Consider the following 15,959-nt stretch of genomic DNA (forward strand, 5'->3'; position numbering starts at 1 on the left):
CGTGATCTTACGGGATAAAAGAAGGGCCGGTCCTTGATGGACCGGCCCGTTTTCATTCTCAGATCGTCGGTTTAGACGAAGAACTGTGCACCGTTTGCGGAAATGGTCGAGCCGTTGATGAACTGCGAATCGTCCGACGCCAGGAAGGCCACGCAACGCGCGATTTCTTCCGGTTCACCCAGACGACCAGCCGGGATTTGACCGATGATCGATTCGCGCACTTTTTCCGGCACGGCCATGACCATTTCGGTCGCGATGTAGCCGGGGCAGATCGCGTTGGCCGTGATGCCGGCCCGCGCACCTTCCTGCGCCAGAGATTTCACGATGCCCAGATCGCCCGCTTTGGTTGCGGCATAGTTGACCTGCGCAAACTGGCCTTTCTGACCGTTGATCGAGCTGATCACGATGATACGACCAAATTTACGCTCGCGCATACCCGGCCATACCGGGTGCACGGTGTTGAAAACACCAGTCAGATTGGTGTCGATGACCTGATGCCACTGTTCAGGTGTCATCTTGTGGAACGGTGCGTCGCGGGTGATACCGGCGTTGGCGACCACGATGTCGATCGGGCCAACCTCGGCCTCGACTTTTTCGATGCCCGCTTTGGATTCGTCGTAATCCGCAACATTCCATTTGTAAGTTTTGATACCGGTTTCGTCGGTGAACTTTGCGGCGGCTTCGTCATTGCCTGCATAAGTGGCGGCAACATTGTATCCTTCGGCCTTCAGCGCCTTGGAAATTGCTGCGCCGATGCCGCGGGAACCGCCGGTTACGAGTGCTGTACGTGCCATTTAGGACTCCTCCAAATTTAGTCGTCTTGGTAATTCTGTTACTCTGAGCGTTAAGGATGCGCAATATCGTTTCGTGATCGATCTTGTCTTTCTGTCCGGCGATATTGTCGCATCTAAGGGGTATGATCCGATTGTAACAAAAAAGGGCGCCCAGTAGACGCCCTTTTGTATTTAGTTTTCAGCGCACTTAGTCACGCTCCACACACAGGGCGACACCCATGCCGCCGCCGATGCAGAGGGTCGCGAGACCTTTCTTGGCATCCCGGCGCTTCATTTCGAACAGCAGGGTGTTCAGAACCCGGCAGCCGGACGCGCCGATTGGGTGTCCGATGGCAATTGCACCACCATTGACGTTTACGATCGACGGATCCCAACCCATGTCTTTGTTTACAGCGCAGGCTTGCGCTGCGAAGGCTTCGTTTGCTTCGACCAGATCCAGATCATCGACCGACCATCCAGCTTTCTCCAGAGCCTTGCGCGAAGCGTAGATCGGGCCAACGCCCATGATCGACGGGTCAAGTCCGGCGGTCGCGTAGGATGCAATTCGGGCCAAGGGCTCAATCCCACGCTTTTCGGCATTCTCAGCCGACATCAGCAGGGTGGCTGCGGCACCGTCATTCAGACCCGAAGCGTTTGCGGCCGTGACAGAACCGTCCTTGGCGAAGGCGGGGCGCAGTTTGCCCATGGCTTCGATTGTCGCGCCGTGGCGGATGTATTCGTCCTTGTCCATCACGATGTCGCCCTTGCGGGTCTTGATGGTGAAGGGCACGATTTCGTCAGCGAACTTGCCAGCGTTTTGGGCGGCTTCGGCTTTGTTTTGCGAGGCGACCGCAAATTCATCCTGCATATTGCGGCTGATCTGCCATTTCTCGGCGACGTTCTCAGCCGTTTGACCCATGTGATAGCCGTTGAAGGCATCCCACAGACCATCGCGGATCATCGTGTCGATGTATTTCATGTCACCCATCTTATGACCGGCGCGCAGGGCGGCGGCATGGGGCGACAGGGTCATGTTTTCTTGTCCACCAGCCGCAACGATGTCGGCATCGCCCAATTGGATATGCTGTGCACCCAGAGCAACAGCACGCAGACCCGAACCGCAGACCTGGTTGATGCCCCAAGCCGCGCTTTCCTGCGGCAGGCCGGCATTTATGTGCGCCTGGCGCGCTGGGTTCTGACCTTGGGCGGCAGTCAGGACCTGGCCCATGATGGTTTCGCTTACTTCGCCCTTGTCGATCCCGGCACGTTCGACAACTGCTTCAAGGACGGCAGCGCCCAGATCATGTGCGGGGGTGTTCGCAAACGAACCGCTAAAGCTACCGACGCCCGTACGTGCGGCGGATGCGATTACTACGTTGGTCATAAAGTCAATCCTTTACCGTCATGGTCCTGTGGGAAATCTGACGGCGCGGTGTGAGGAGAAGTCTTCTCCGGGTGCAAGAGCGCCTCGTGATCCCCCGCTCAAGCATCTTCTGCAATAGCGCAATGCTGCATCTGCAGCAACGGACAGCTTGTCTCAGAGTGAGCCTTGGCGGTGTTCCGCGCGACCAGCTGCTATCAACTGCCCGTTTTTGCAGCTTTTTCCGAGCTCCAGGGCGGAGTGACTGAAGGCGCTCCATACAGAAAGCCCTGCAGACAATCGACACCGTTTGCGATCAGGAAATGAGCATCTTCGTCACTTTCGACCGATTCGGCAGTGACAAGAATTTCGAATTCCCGCGCAACTGCAATCAGTGCGCGCACCAGCGATTGATTGTCGGGATTGCTGCTGATGCCCCTGATGAACTGCCCATCGATCTTGGCGGCATCGAACAGAAATTCACGAAAGTGGCGAAAGCCAAAGTTACTGGCCCCAAAATCATCCAGCGCAAAGGCGATACCGCGGGCTTGTTGGCGATCCATGAAATCTACCACCAGTTCGGGCACCTGCATCGCCGAAGATTCTGAGATTTCCAGAATCAACCTTTCGCCCAAGCTTGCGTCTTTTTTCAGAAACCTATCCAGCACACGCGACCAGTTGGAATAACCGATGGACCGCGCGGACATGTTGATCGACAGGCGGATGCCAGGGTTGCGGATCAGAGTGCGCAGCCCCATTTCAAGCGCGACGCAATCAAGGTCCCGGCCAATTGGCGTGTTCTCAACCTGTGGCATGAACTCGCGCGCGGGGATGACTCGGCCGGTTTCATCCAATACACGGATGAACCCTTCGTAGAACGCGATTCCCTGAGGAGGATGTGCTTGAACGACAGGCTGGAACGCCAGCCTGCATTGTCTATGCTTTACGGCTTCGGTCGCCATCTGTACCACCGATCGATCCCGTGAAGTGACGGCGGCGCTCAAAGGGTCGTCCGATCCCTCGGGCAGGTCTGCGCGTTTCCTGTTTCCCATGACGTACCGTTCCCCTGATCCCGATGATTTTGGCCGGGGCCAGTTTCAGGGAAGACAGGTAAAACCGGGGTTAACGCTCAAAATTTTATCGCAGGTGGTGGGGCGGAAGATCAGTGTGTTGATTGCCATGCATGACGCAGCGAAGCAGCTGCACCGATAAGCGCTCCTAAAAGTCCCAGCGCGGCCATGACAAATCCCAGCCCCAATAGCGCGGGCATTGCTCCGTTGAGTGCGGCTGTCATTGTGATGACGAGGCCCAGCAAACCTGTGATCGTAGAAATTCTCATCAGCTTTGACATGCGGGCCTCCGGAAATGCACTCTTAAAACATCTCAGGGGATATGGAGCGCTTGTGCCAAATTTCAAGCAAAGAAAAGGTCTTTTTGAGATCTAGGCCCGCTTGGCTGTGGAAGCAGGTGATTTGGTGCCGAACTGCTCGAATCCCGGTGTGCCATGATCTTGCGGATGGCGGACAAGGTGCTTGGCCTTGATCTGTTGGGAATTGTCGCGGCTTCCATCGTGGCTATAGCCCGGAGGGGCAAAACAATAAGCCAGACGTTGGCGCAAGGACAGGCCCGGTTGGGTGGCGTCCCGCCAGATTCCAACCCATTCATGAAACGCCACGCGCAGCGGATTGAACGTGCCGATATTGTGGACAAGCCCATAGTCGACCTTGTCATCTTCTTGCTCGGGGACAAATGTGCCGAACATCTTGTCCCAGATGATAAAGACACCTGCATAGTTGCAATCAAGATATCGCGCATTTCGCCCATGATGGGCGCGGTGGTGACTGGGCGTATTCATGACGGCTTCGAACCAGCGCGGCATTTTGCCGATCGCTTCGGTATGGATCCAGAATTGGTAGATCAGGTTCAGACCTCCGACGAACAGCACCATCGCCGGGTGAAAGCCCAGCAGGATAAGCGGCGCACGTACCACCATCATGAAGGTGAATGTATAGGTCCAGGTCTGCCGTAGCGCCGTTGTCAGGTTGTAATGCTGTGAGCTGTGGTGGTTCACATGACTGGCCCAGACCCAGCGAATGCGGTGCCCAAAGCGGTGCACCCAGTAATACCGCAGATCGTCCAGTACAAAGCACAAGATGATGACCGGGATCGAGGTCCCTAGGTTGAGCGGTGTGATCTGCCACAGCCACATGAAAAACGCATATGCGATGAAGCCCAGCAAAAAGCCCGAGGCGATATTGCCTGCCCCCAGGATCAGCGAGGTCAAGGCATCGCGGGTTTCGTACCTACCGCCCCGGCCTTTGATCGCGATCCAAATGAATTCGGCCAGAATGGCCGCGATGAAGAAGGGCACGGCCCATTGCACCGCGTCGGGAAAGCTCACGTGATCGGTCATGCGGGATCCATCAGATTTTGCCAGTGCTGGCGTTCGGTCTCATCAAGGTGGACGATGACCCGAGGAGTGCTGAAATCGTGGAACAGGACTTCAAAGCCTTCAGGATGATCCAGCCAATCGAAATCCCGTAAATGGCGGGCCACGGTATCGGCACCAAAGGACCACAGCAGGCCGGCTCCGGTTTCGGTTCGGATAAGGGCGGCGTGACCATTATGGGCAACGGTTACGTCAATGATGGAATCATCTGGAAAGTGACGCAGCCACTGTTCCTGTGCTGTCTTGGGCGTCAGCACTTGTAAGCGTGACTTGCCCGTCAGATGCAGCAGCAAGGCGACCCCGGCAATGCCGCCGACGACGAGGATCAATAGTATTTCCAGCGGCATTCCATCCTCCTGCAGATAACCTGCAAGCGGGCGATTTGTCTGTCAAAGGTGGCGTGGCGTCAGCCGCTTTCCAGGCTTTCCAGAATCTCATGCTGGACGATGCGCGCGACAAACGGCATTAACCCGTCAGGGCCAGAGGCCCGATCTTTGAGATGGATGCAGATATCGGGCCTGCGCGCGGCGATGATGCCAACCATTTCTCCGCGTATCTTGTCATCAAGGCCCGCGCCCATGATCGCACAGGCGATGCGCGGTTCCGCGTCCAGCTGCCGCCGCACCTCATCCTGATCATGCGCGCCGAGCCACTGAATCGGCAGGTGATCCAGTTGTTGTGCCACGTTGCCGATTACATTCGGCAACCGCCCAATCAACAGAACTACCGGTTTCATCGGAGTCTCCCTTTCTTCCGGTCGCAAACGAAAACCGGCCCGTTGGGGCCGGTCTCATTCTAACACAGATTTTCTGCAAGAGCGCGCGGGACCTCAGCTATTGCCTTCGACAAGCGCTGAAATTATCGCCTTGGCACTGTCCGAGTTCCATTCTGCATCACCGATCAGGCGTGCGATCTCATTGCCATCGGGGTCGATGATCACAGTGATCGGCAGGCCAATCACTCCCATTTCGCGTGCAACCGCCTGTTTCGGATCCTGATGACGCGGCAAGTTGTCGATGCCGTTTTCGTCAAAGAACTTCTTGATCCCGGCAGGTGTGTTGCGACCGGTCGCCAGGGTCAGAACCTCGAATTTGTCACCGCCAAACTCCTGTTGCAGTTCAGCGATCTGAGGCATTTCTTTGCGGCACGGCGCACACCATGTGGCCCAGAAGTTCAGCAGCACATACTTGCCTTTGTAGTCGGCCAGCGATCCGGTGCCGCCATCATCTTCTAGTTCAAAATCGACCACTTTGACCGGCTTGGGCTCACTATGCAGGATCAGCCGCTTCAGGCTGCCCTCACGCAATGGGCCAAGCGTTGCCGCATCTGTTGCCAAAGCGGCGTTTGCACCCAGCGCTAGGGCCATATAAAGGGGGATCAGACGTAACAGGCGCATATCAACTCCGGGTTTTCTTTCATGACCGATCAATCTTCGAACCAGATGTGGGGCGGCCGCTTTGCCGCTGGTCCAGACGCGATCATGGAGGCGATAAATGCCTCGATCGGGTTCGATCAGCGGATGGCAGCCCAGGACATCGCAGGCTCGCGCGCCCATGCCGCCATGCTGGCTGCCACAGGCGTTATTACTGATAGTGATGCGCACGCCATTCGGGAAGGCCTGCTCACCGTTTTGTCAGAAATTCAGAACGGAGAATTTCAGTTCTCGACTGCGCTGGAAGACATTCACATGAATGTCGAGGCGCGACTGAAAGAGGTGATCGGAGAACCCGCAGGCCGTCTGCACACGGGCCGGTCGCGAAACGACCAGGTGGCGACCGATTTCAAACTCTGGGTTCGCGACCAGCTAGATGCCGCAGAATCCGGTCTTCTGGCCCTGATCCGCGCGCTTTTGGCGCAGGCCGAGGCCGGGGCAGACTGGGTCATGCCCGGTTTCACCCACCTGCAAACCGCGCAGCCGGTAACCTGGGGTCACCACATGATGGCCTATGTCGAGATGTTTGGCCGCGATCTGTCCCGCGTGCGCGACGCCCGTGCCCGGATGAACGAATCCCCCTTGGGCGCAGCCGCGTTGGCCGGGACCTCTTTCCCAATCGACCGCCAGATGACAGCCGAGGCGCTGGGCTTCGACCGCCCCGCAGCCAACTCACTGGACGCTGTCAGCGACCGCGACTTCGCATTGGAGTTCCTGTCGACCGCCTCGATTTGCGCCATGCACTTGTCGCGCTTTGCCGAGGAACTGGTAATCTGGTCCTCGGCCCAATTCCGGTTTGTATCACTGTCTGATCGCTTCTCGACTGGTTCATCAATCATGCCGCAAAAGAAGAACCCCGATGCAGCTGAGCTCATCCGCGCCAAGGTTGGCCGCATATTTGGTGCGAATACTGGCCTGATGATGGTGATGAAGGGGCTGCCGCTGACCTATTCCAAGGACATGCAGGAAGACAAAGAACAGGTATTTGATGCGGCAGATAACTGGATGCTGGCACTTGCCGCGATGGAAGGCATGATCAAGGACATGACCGCCAATCGCGAAAGCCTGGCTGCCGCTGCAGGGTCTGGCTTTTCAACTGCGACCGACCTGGCCGACTGGTTGGTCCGCGTGCTGGGCCTGCCCTTCCGCGACGCGCACCATGTCACTGGATCGCTGGTGGCCATGGCTGAAAGCAAGGGCTGCGACCTACCGGATCTGACGCTGGAGGACATGCAATCGGTCCACGCGGACATCACCGACGACGTCTATTCTGTTCTTACCGTCGAAAATTCGGTAAACTCTCGCCAATCCTATGGCGGCACCGCACCGGATCAGGTGCGGGCCCAGATCAAGCGATGGAAGGCGCTGGTGTAATGCAGATACGACGGGTGGTGCTATTGATTGCGGTCGCAGCGGCCTTGGCCGGGTGTGGTGCAGATGGCGAACCCATACAGCCCACCATGAGCGCAAGCGTCGGCGTAGGCAGCAGCGGCACCTATGGCGGTGTTGGCGTTGGTCTCAGACGCGGTGGGCTGGGCGTTTATCTGGGGCTCTGAACTCCAAAATTGCAATTTACTGATCGCACACCCATCTGCATCTGACACGTCCTGAATGACAAAGAGAAAATGCATGAGACCTGCCGGCCTGATCCTCTGCCTCGCCGTACTTGCAGCTTGCGACCCGTCAGGCGCACCCCGAACGGAACCAACGGCCGCACCTAGCGGGTCCGGGGTCTCGGTTTCAGGATATGCGAGGGTTGGCGCGTCAAAGACGTTCTGAACCGCGACGGTGACCACAACCCTACCGGAATCATTTGATCCACATACCTCTTTTGGTCTAAGCGCGCAGGCATGGATCATTTTCTCTACCGCGACGGCGCGCTTTTCGCCGAGGATGTGCCAATCTCCGAAATCGCAGCCGCGGTCGGAACCCCGTTCTATGTCTATTCGACGGCGACGCTGCAGCGGCATTTCAAGCTGTTCGATGACGCGCTTGAGGGCACTGATCACCTGGTCTGCTATGCGATGAAAGCGGCCAGCAATCAGGCGATCCTGAAGACGCTGGCGCAGGCAGGTGCGGGAATGGATGTGGTTTCGGGCGGGGAATATCTGCGCGCCAAAGCCGCGGGCGTGCCCGGAGACAAGATTGTCTTTTCGGGCGTCGGCAAGACAGCGGATGAGATTCGTACCGCTCTGACCGGTGGAATTCGTCAGTTCAACGTCGAATCCGAGCCCGAAATGCAGGTGATCAATGCGGTTGCACTGGAATTGGGCAAGGTTGCGCCGATCACTGTTCGGGTGAATCCGGACGTGGATGCAAAAACCCACGCCAAGATCGCCACCGGCAAGTCCGAGAACAAGTTCGGCATCCCAATCTCGCGTGCGTCCGAGGTTTATGCACTGGCCGCAAGCCTTCCGGGACTGGAGGTGATTGGGATCGACGTTCATATCGGCTCACAACTGACCGAGTTGGAACCGTTTGAGCTGGCTTATAACAAGGTTGCGGAACTGACAGAGCGCCTACGCGCAGAGGGGCATAACATCCGCCGCCTCGATCTGGGCGGTGGTTTGGGTATTCCTTATGCCCGTTCCAACGACGCGCCTCCGCTGCCGGTTGAATATGGTGCGATGGTCAAGAAAACACTGGGCCATCTGGGCTGCGAGATCGAGATTGAGCCTGGTCGGCTGATCGCTGGCAATGCGGGTCTGATGGTGTCCAAGGTCATCTATGTCAAATCCGGCGAAGACCGCGATTTCCTGATCCTCGATGGCGCGATGAACGACCTGATCCGCCCCGCGATGTATGAGGCGTATCATGATATTGTGGCGGTCGAAGAACCTACCGCCGGGGTCGAACAACGCCCTTATGACATCGTTGGTCCGGTCTGTGAATCCGGGGATACCTTTGCAAAACAACGCAACATGCCCCCTCTGAAATCGGGCGATCTTATCGCATTCCGCAGCGCAGGTGCCTACGGTGCAGTCATGTCTAGCGAATACAATACGCGGCCCCTGATCCCTGAGGTTCTGGTGAACGGGGATCAATTTGCCGTAATTCGTGAACGCCCAAGCTTTGACGAAATCATAAACCGCGATACCATACCAGAGTGGCTTTGACGCGATAGGCGCGTCGGGCCGATCAGGAGGCCCGCCTTGCGCGACAACCAGACCTTGCCAATTCCAAGACTGTCCCTGTGGCTGACGCACGCGGGTATGCTGGCTGAGCAGGTGATGCGCGCCTTCTGGCCGTTCTTTTCTATTCTCATGGCGCTGCTGGCCGCCCTGATGCTGGGTCTGCACGATCTTGTGCGCATTGAAGCCGTTTGGATTTCTGCAGCGGTCGGATTGATTGCTTTGATTGCGACAGCGGTTTTCGGAATAAAACGGTTCCATCTGCCAACCCGGGCCGAGGCGTTGGTTCGGCTGGATGAAACCCTGCCCGGACGCCCGATACAAGCACTGATGGACGATCAGGCAATCGGTGCGATGGATGCGGATTCGGTGGCACTGTGGCATGCGCACCAGACGCGCATGGCAGATCGTGCATCAAAGGCCGATCCGGTGAAACCCGACTTGCGGCTGGCGTCTCGCGATCCCTATGCGCTTCGCTATGCTGCCTTATTGGCACTCGTCGTTGCGGCTCTGTTCGGCTCGTTCTGGCGGATAGGCTCGGTCGCTGACATGACGCCGGGGACCGCTCAGGCGGGGCAGGGCCCGACTTGGGAGGGTTGGGTTGAACCGCCGCGCTACACCGGACTGCCAACGCTCTATCTGGCCGATCAGACCGATCCAACATTGACAGTGCCCAAAGGCAGCCGCATCACGCTTCGATTTTATGGCGAGGTCGGCGCACATAGTCTGACGGAAACTTCGACGCCTCTGGGCACCGAAGCCGCGACGGACCCGGAACAGGAATTTGTTGCCGAACGCTCGGGTCAGATGCGGATTGATGGCCCGGCAGGGCGCGATTGGGCGCTTGAGATCCTTCCAGACACTGCCCCCAGGATCGCGACGGCAGGAGTGGCGCAATCAGAGGCTGGCGGACAGATGAAGCTGCCCTTCGCTGCTGCGGATGACTATGGAATCGTCTCCGGCACAGCCCGGATCGAATTGGACCTGCCAGCGGTCAACCGTCAATTCGGTCTTGCGACCGAGCCAGAACCGCGCGAGATCATTACGGTCGAGTTGCCAATGCCGATTACAGGCGATCGGACCGATTTCACCGAAGACTTGATCGAGGATTTCTCGCAGCACCCTTGGGCACATTTGCCGGTGAAAATAACCCTCATGGCCATCGACGCGGCAGTTCAAGAGACGGTGGCAGAACCTTATCTGACAGAACTGCCGGCCCGTAGGTTCTTTGACCCATTGGCTGCTGCGGTGATCGAACAGCGGCGCGATCTGCTCTGGTCGCGCGAAAACGCGCTGCGTGTATCGCAATTGCTGCGTGCGGTTTCGCACCTACCCGAGGACCTGTTCCGCTCAGATACAGCGTATCTGCGTCTGCGTGTGATCCTGCGGCGGCTGGAGACCTTCGACAAATACGGCGCACTGAACGTCAAACAGCAGGAAGAAATTGCGCAAGCGCTGTGGGATCTGGCGGTTCTGATCGAGGATGGCACGCTGGCCGACGCATTGGAACGGATGCGCCGTGCGCAGGAGCGTCTGACCGAAGCGATGCAGAACGGTGCCAGCGACGAAGAGATTGCCGAACTGATGCAGGAGCTGCGCGAAGCGACACAGGATTACATGCGGCAACTCCAGCGTCTGGCGCAGGAAAACGGTGAGACGCAGCAAGGACAGCAGGGCCAGAACGGCGAAACCCTGCAGATGACGCAGGATGACCTGCAGCGAATGATGGACCGCATTCAGGAGCTCATGGAACAAGGCCGCATGGCCGAAGCGCAGCAGGCATTGGAAGAGTTCCAGCAAATGATGGAAAACATGCGCGTCACACAAGGGCAGGGCCAAGGTGGCCAGTCCGAAGGACAGCAGGCCATGGAAGGGCTGGCAGAAACCCTGCGCGAACAACAGGGCCTCAGCGATCAGGCATTCCGCGACCTGCAGGAACAGTTCAACCCCGGTGCGCAAGCGGGCGAAAGTCAGGGCAATGAGGGTCGCAACGGTGGTCTGGGACGCGGCCAGAGCCATGAAGGCCAAGGCGGTCGGGGCCAGGGTCAGGATGAGGCTGGTGAAGGCCAGCAAGGTCAGGGGTCACTGGCGGATCGGCAGCAGGCGCTGCGGGATGAGTTGAGTCGGCAACAACAAGGTCTGCCCGGCGGTGGTACACCCGAAGGCGACGCTGCGCGCGAAGCATTGGGCCGTGCGGGCCGGGCCATGGACGACGCCGAAGACGCCTTGCGCAGCGATGATCTGGCCGAGGCGATTGACCGTCAATCCGAGGCGATGGAAGCCTTGCGCGAAGGCATGCGTTCACTGGGCGAAGCCCTGGCGCAGAACCAGCAGAACCAGCCGGGTCAAGGGACCGAGGCCGGCGACATGCAGGCCAATAACCGCGATCCATTGGGTCGTACGCCAGGTTCCGCGGGATCAATCTCGACCGACGACAACCTGCTGCAAGGCGAAGATGTATATCGCCGTGCGCGCGAGTTGCTGGATGAAATCCGCCGTAGGACCGGTGAACAGGATCGGCCTCAGATCGAGTTGGAATACCTCAAGCGATTGCTCGAAAGGTTCTAGTTCTGCCCTGCGCCCCCGGTCTGTGTCTCAAGCCAAAGGCGCGCTTGATCGACCAGTGAGACATATGATTTCAGCATCGGATCAGCCTGAGGAACCGCCTCGCTGATCTGATTGGCGTTTCCATATATCAGAAACAGAATGACACCGATGATAATGATCAAGGCAAAGCCACGCAGAAACCCACCGGATTTGCGGGCCGGAGCATCGGTTTCAGCTTCGTCCGATGTCAAGTCGCTGCGCAGACCCGAGTTGATCGCCTCAACATCCGGCAGCTCATCTTTCTGACCTGCGTCAGCGGCGGTTTCAGTGGCCGAGGGCCGTTTCGGTTTGACTTTGGGCTCTTCAGGCGGATCCAATGCCAGATCAGGTTGGCTTTCCAGATTGCTGCCTTCACGCTCGCGCAGCTCTGCCTCGCGTGCAGCCTCTTCCTTGAGGATGCTGGATACCGCTGGGTCTACGTTTCCAACACTCAATTCCTCGGGCGCATCGGGTTCTGGTGTGTCTTCTGCCTTAACCTTTTCTGGCTCGGCCTTGGCCGCATCGGGTTCTGGCGCATCTTCTGACTTAACATCTTCCGGTTCGGCAAAGGCTGCCTGGATTGCAGTTGCAGATTTCGCTTCCGGCTCTGCTTTGCTGGCGACTGGATATTTTTCCTGAAACCAGGTCTCTTCGCAAGCCGAGCATTGAACTTCGCGCCCGTCCTCGGGGATCACTTCGTCCGGGACTTCGTACTGGGCGCTGCAATTCGGACACGTTAAACGCATTCTGCCTCCTGGCCTTCAAGGCTGGCCTGATAATAGTTTTTTCAGGGATGATATTCCGTTAAGACCCAACAGCAAAGCGTGTTTTCGGTTTCGCGGGCCAAGTGTCGCCAATTGGCCCCGCCCAAGGCATTGAATCCACCGCTGCGCTCGGGCAAGAGGTGAGCAGAATAAAGGGGGCAGGCGTGATCGAGCTGGAGAATATCAGCTATACCTACGGCGGTGGTGAGTTGCTAAGCGATGTTTCGCTGCAATTACAGCCCGGATCGTTCCACTTTCTGACCGGGCCTTCGGGTGCGGGCAAGACCACATTGCTGAAACTCTGTTATGGCGCGTTGTTGCCAACCTCGGGCAGGTTGATGGCCTTTGGTGAGGATATCGCCCGCATGGACCGCGATCAGATGGCGCTGCTGCGCCGCCGAATTGGCGTGGTGCATCAGGATTGCCGATTTTTGGATCACATGACGCTGGCCGAGAATGTCGCGTTGCCGCTGATGGTCTCGGGGCGCTCTGAAAATGGGCAGCAGGACGATCTGACCGAACTGCTTGGCTGGGTCGGGCTTGGCAGCAGGCTTGAGGCGCACCCGCCTGAACTATCGGGGGGCGAACGCCAGCGTGCCGCATTGGCCCGCGCAGTCATCCTATCGCCCGATGTGGTGCTTGCGGATGAACCCACCGGCAATGTGGACTGGGAGATGTCGCAACGACTTCTGCGCCTGTTGGTCGAATTGAACAGGATGGGAAAAACCGTGCTGATCGCCACCCATGACCTAAGCCTGATCCGCGCCGCCAAAAGCCAGGTTCAGGCTCGCGTTCTGCGCATCGCGCAGCGCCGGGTGCAGCTTGCGGGGGCGGATCTATGAGCAAGGGCACGATCCGCAATTTGCTGCGCCGTGACAGCCGCGCCGACCGGGTGGTGCCACCCACGGGCTTTACCGCGCAATTGACCCTGTTCGTGTCTGGTGCAATGGCCTTTCTGGCGGTTTTTGCGCTGGCTCTTTCTTTAGCCTCGGGCCGTGTGGCGGATCGTTGGGCTTCAGAGTTGGCGGGGGCAGCGACCTTGCGGATCAATGCCCCTGCAGATCAACGTGCGGCGCAAACCGAGGCTGCTTTGAACGTCCTCCAGCAAACGCCGGGTGTGGCTTCGGCTCGCGCGTTGACGAGCGAAGAGCAGGCCACACTGCTGTCACCCTGGTTCGGACCGGACTTGCCTCTGGACACTTTACCAATCCCGCAGCTGATCGAGATTATCGAAGGTGAGCCGGGTCTTGATGCGGCTGGCCTGCGGCTGCGGCTAGGGGCTGAGGTGCCGGGCGCAGTGCTGGATGATCACACTCGCTGGCGCGAACCATTGGTTGATGCGGCCAATTCACTGCGGCGTCTGGGCTGGATTTCGATCCTGCTGATCGGTGGCGCCACTGCCGCCATGATCACGCTTGCCGCCAACGCCTCGCTTGCCGCCAACGCGCAGATAATTGAGGTTCTGCGCCAGGTCGGCGCGCGGGACCGGTTCATCGCTGGAGCGTTCGTGCGCCGCTTTACGTTCCGGGCGCTGTTTGGGGCAGCGGTTGGCACTTTGCTGGGTATGACGGGTGTATTGTTGCTCCCTGAAGCCTCGGATGCGGGTGGTTTTCTCACTGGCCTTGGATTTCAGGGTATCGGTTGGATCCTGCCCGTGCTGATCCCGGTATTGGGCGCGGCCGTTGCGTTTCTGGCCACATGGTCAGCCGCGCAGCGCAAGTTGAAGGAGCTTTCGTGATGTTCATGGCTATTCAATGGGTCCGGTCGCTGATCTTTATGATCACCATCTATGCCTGGATGCTGGTGCTGGGGCTTGTCTTTGCCCCCTATGCGCTGTTCGCCAAGCGTGGCGCATTGCGAGCATGCAAAACCTATGCGCGCACAACTAAGTGGTTGGCCCGCTGGATGGTCGGTATTCGCTGCGAAGTGCGCGGGGAAGTCCCACATGGCGAGGTTGTGATCGGCGCCAAGCACCAGTCGTTTCTGGACATCATCATAATCTTCGACGCCATCCCACACGGCAAATTCATCATGAAGCGAGAGCTTCTGTGGACGCCGGTCATTGGCATGTATGCGCGCCGTCTGGGATGTATCCCGGTCAATCGCGGCAAACGCGGGGCGGCGGTTGCGAAGATGGTCAAGGATGTCGCGCGCGAGTTCAGCGAACCCGGTCAGTTGGTGATCTACCCGCAAGGTACGCGCGTCGCGCCAGGGGTACACAAGCCTTACAAGGTTGGAACGGCGGTTCTGTATGAAGGGCTCGGGTTCCCGTGCGTGCCAGTTGCCACCAATGCGGGCGTCTTCTGGCCCAGAACCGGTGTCATGCGCAAGCCAGGCACCGCGATTGTCGATTTCCTTAATCCGATTGAACCCGGCGTTGCGCGAAATGCCTTTCTTGAGCAGCTGGAAAACGTGATTGAGACACGCTCGAACGAATTGATGAGAGAAGTGGGGTTTGACCCGGATGGAATTCGTTAAGGATATCACTGCCCTTGAGGCTCTGTATGGCACGCCCGGCGCAGCCTCCATACGCAAAGTGGCGCGGCGGCTAACACCGCTCTACCGCAAATGGATTATGGCCTCACGCTTGTGTATCCTCAGCACCGTCGGCTCCGAAGGTGTCGATGGCAGCCCGCGTGGAGATGAAGGGCCAGTTGTGTTGGAACTGGACCAAGGCACCCTGGCACTGCCGGATTGGCGGGGAAACAACCGCTTGGATTCCCTGCGAAATATCGTACTCGATCCACGCGTCTCATTGTTGTTCATGGTGCCCGGTTCGAACAATGTGGTTCGGGTAAATGGGAACGCTCAACTGACTGCTGATGAAGCCCTGCGCGCCCGGTTCGAAAAACACGGAAAACGCCCCGCAACCGTCATCGTAATCGAGATATCCGAGATTTACACACAATGCGCGCGCGCCCTGATCCGGGCCAGAACCTGGAGTGGCCACGATGAAAGCGAGGGCCTGCCGACGGCTGGCGAGATATTGTCGGAAATGACGTCAGGAGAGGAAGGCGGCGCGCAATATGATCAGGAATGGGGTGCCCGCGCCGCTAAAACCATGTGGTAGGCAAGGATGGCTCTGATTCAGCCGATCACCTCACCGATCAGCATCTGCGGTTTGACATTGGTGAAGTTTGGCAGATCGGCCAGGACAGGGCCTGCCTTTGACATAGCGTCGTTCATGGCGTCCTGATCTTCAAATATGATCGTTGCGATCGCGTAGTGACCCGCCGCCTCATCCGGGCCTCCCGCAATGCCTTTGGTTACGACCGTACGTTCGATATGTGACCCCATGTGCTCGCCGACAAGCGGAAGATGTGTGTCGACATAATAGTCGAAATCGAAATGTGTTTCTGTACCTATGGGATAGATCACCTGTAAACTGACGCTCATCTGACTTCCTTTCCAAAAGCAATGGGGTCAGTAAACCGCGTCTGATCACCTGCCGCAAATGGTTTTGA

At 58.1% G+C, this 15,959-nt stretch carries 18 protein-coding genes; 8 read left to right on the forward strand and 10 right to left on the reverse strand.

The window, feature by feature from the left end; all coding sequences use genetic code 11:
- Window positions 1-71: 71 nt before the first annotated feature.
- The 8 genes from phbB to ACR0BI_RS16285 all read right to left on the reverse strand — a co-directional run bounded on the left by phbB (window position 72) and on the right by ACR0BI_RS16285 (window position 5,978).
- On the reverse strand, window positions 72-794 hold the full coding sequence (gene phbB / locus ACR0BI_RS16250) for an acetoacetyl-CoA reductase (protein WP_170395744.1): 723 nt from the start codon (window positions 792-794) through the stop codon (window positions 72-74).
- A 187-nt stretch (window positions 795-981) separates the two neighbouring features.
- Window positions 982-2,157, reverse strand: coding sequence for an acetyl-CoA C-acetyltransferase (locus ACR0BI_RS16255; protein ID WP_480562801.1), 1,176 nt, complete (start codon window positions 2,155-2,157; stop codon window positions 982-984).
- 194 nt (window positions 2,158-2,351) lie between these two features.
- Complete coding sequence (locus tag ACR0BI_RS16260; protein WP_170626183.1) at window positions 2,352-3,185, reverse strand: EAL domain-containing protein; 834 nt, start codon at window positions 3,183-3,185, stop codon at window positions 2,352-2,354.
- Between the two features lie 110 nt (window positions 3,186-3,295).
- The gene (locus ACR0BI_RS16265) at window positions 3,296-3,484 is read right to left on the reverse strand and encodes a hypothetical protein (protein ID WP_170395750.1); all 189 of its coding nucleotides are present in this window, start codon (window positions 3,482-3,484) and stop codon (window positions 3,296-3,298) included.
- Between the two features lie 90 nt (window positions 3,485-3,574).
- On the reverse strand, window positions 3,575-4,546 hold the full coding sequence (locus tag ACR0BI_RS16270) for a sterol desaturase family protein (RefSeq protein WP_480562802.1): 972 nt from the start codon (window positions 4,544-4,546) through the stop codon (window positions 3,575-3,577).
- Window positions 4,543-4,929, reverse strand: coding sequence for a DUF4123 domain-containing protein (locus tag ACR0BI_RS16275; RefSeq protein ID WP_170513104.1), 387 nt, complete (start codon window positions 4,927-4,929; stop codon window positions 4,543-4,545). The genes ACR0BI_RS16270 and ACR0BI_RS16275 overlap by 4 nt, the downstream gene beginning before the upstream one ends.
- Before the next feature lie 59 nt (window positions 4,930-4,988).
- Window positions 4,989-5,318 (reverse strand): hypothetical protein, encoded by a 330-nt coding sequence (locus tag ACR0BI_RS16280; RefSeq protein WP_170395756.1) that lies wholly within the window; start codon window positions 5,316-5,318, stop codon window positions 4,989-4,991.
- Window positions 5,319-5,411: 93 nt separating this feature from the next.
- On the reverse strand, window positions 5,412-5,978 hold the full coding sequence (locus tag ACR0BI_RS16285; protein WP_170395758.1) for a TlpA disulfide reductase family protein: 567 nt from the start codon (window positions 5,976-5,978) through the stop codon (window positions 5,412-5,414).
- 21 nt (window positions 5,979-5,999) lie between these two features.
- Here ACR0BI_RS16285 and argH point away from each other — a divergent pair, with 21 nt between their 5' ends.
- From argH to ACR0BI_RS16305, 4 genes are all read left to right on the forward strand, one after another.
- Entirely contained in the window at window positions 6,000-7,388 is a 1,389-nt protein-coding gene (argH, locus tag ACR0BI_RS16290) for an argininosuccinate lyase (RefSeq protein ID WP_170395760.1), read from the forward strand.
- On the forward strand, window positions 7,388-7,570 hold the full coding sequence (locus ACR0BI_RS16295; protein WP_170395762.1) for an argininosuccinate lyase: 183 nt from the start codon (window positions 7,388-7,390) through the stop codon (window positions 7,568-7,570). Before argH ends, ACR0BI_RS16295 begins: the two co-directional genes overlap by 1 nt.
- A gap of 294 nt (window positions 7,571-7,864) precedes the next feature.
- Window positions 7,865-9,130 carry a diaminopimelate decarboxylase gene (lysA, locus tag ACR0BI_RS16300; RefSeq protein ID WP_480562803.1) on the forward strand — a complete coding sequence of 422 codons (1,266 nt, stop codon included), beginning with the start codon at window positions 7,865-7,867 and terminating at the stop codon, window positions 9,128-9,130.
- Window positions 9,131-9,226: 96 nt separating this feature from the next.
- Window positions 9,227-11,713, forward strand: coding sequence for a TIGR02302 family protein (locus tag ACR0BI_RS16305; RefSeq protein WP_480562823.1), 2,487 nt, complete (start codon window positions 9,227-9,229; stop codon window positions 11,711-11,713).
- Here the strand turns inward: ACR0BI_RS16305 and ACR0BI_RS16310 are convergent.
- Window positions 11,710-12,477 carry a zinc-ribbon domain-containing protein gene (locus ACR0BI_RS16310; RefSeq protein WP_170423703.1) on the reverse strand — a complete coding sequence of 256 codons (768 nt, stop codon included), beginning with the start codon at window positions 12,475-12,477 and terminating at the stop codon, window positions 11,710-11,712. The genes ACR0BI_RS16305 and ACR0BI_RS16310 overlap by 4 nt on opposite strands.
- A 182-nt stretch (window positions 12,478-12,659) precedes the next feature.
- Here ACR0BI_RS16310 and ACR0BI_RS16315 point away from each other — a divergent pair, with 182 nt between their 5' ends.
- The 4 genes from ACR0BI_RS16315 to ACR0BI_RS16330 are packed head-to-tail and all read left to right on the forward strand — an operon-like array spanning window position 12,660 to window position 15,565.
- Entirely contained in the window at window positions 12,660-13,337 is a 678-nt protein-coding gene (locus tag ACR0BI_RS16315; protein WP_170423929.1) for a cell division ATP-binding protein FtsE, read from the forward strand.
- The gene (locus tag ACR0BI_RS16320) at window positions 13,334-14,233 is read left to right on the forward strand and encodes an FtsX-like permease family protein (protein ID WP_170408348.1); all 900 of its coding nucleotides are present in this window, start codon (window positions 13,334-13,336) and stop codon (window positions 14,231-14,233) included. Before ACR0BI_RS16315 ends, ACR0BI_RS16320 begins: the two co-directional genes overlap by 4 nt.
- Window positions 14,233-14,973 carry a lysophospholipid acyltransferase family protein gene (locus ACR0BI_RS16325; protein WP_170395772.1) on the forward strand — a complete coding sequence of 247 codons (741 nt, stop codon included), beginning with the start codon at window positions 14,233-14,235 and terminating at the stop codon, window positions 14,971-14,973. Before ACR0BI_RS16320 ends, ACR0BI_RS16325 begins: the two co-directional genes overlap by 1 nt.
- Window positions 14,960-15,565 carry a pyridoxamine 5'-phosphate oxidase family protein gene (locus ACR0BI_RS16330; protein ID WP_170612867.1) on the forward strand — a complete coding sequence of 202 codons (606 nt, stop codon included), beginning with the start codon at window positions 14,960-14,962 and terminating at the stop codon, window positions 15,563-15,565. The genes ACR0BI_RS16325 and ACR0BI_RS16330 overlap by 14 nt, the downstream gene beginning before the upstream one ends.
- Window positions 15,566-15,582: 17 nt before the next feature.
- Here the strand turns inward: ACR0BI_RS16330 and ACR0BI_RS16335 are convergent, their stop codons facing one another.
- Window positions 15,583-15,891 (reverse strand): EthD family reductase, encoded by a 309-nt coding sequence (locus tag ACR0BI_RS16335; protein WP_170513087.1) that lies wholly within the window; start codon window positions 15,889-15,891, stop codon window positions 15,583-15,585.
- Window positions 15,892-15,959: the final 68 nt, after the last annotated feature.

It is taken from the genome of Ruegeria sp. E5 (assembly GCF_056534105.1).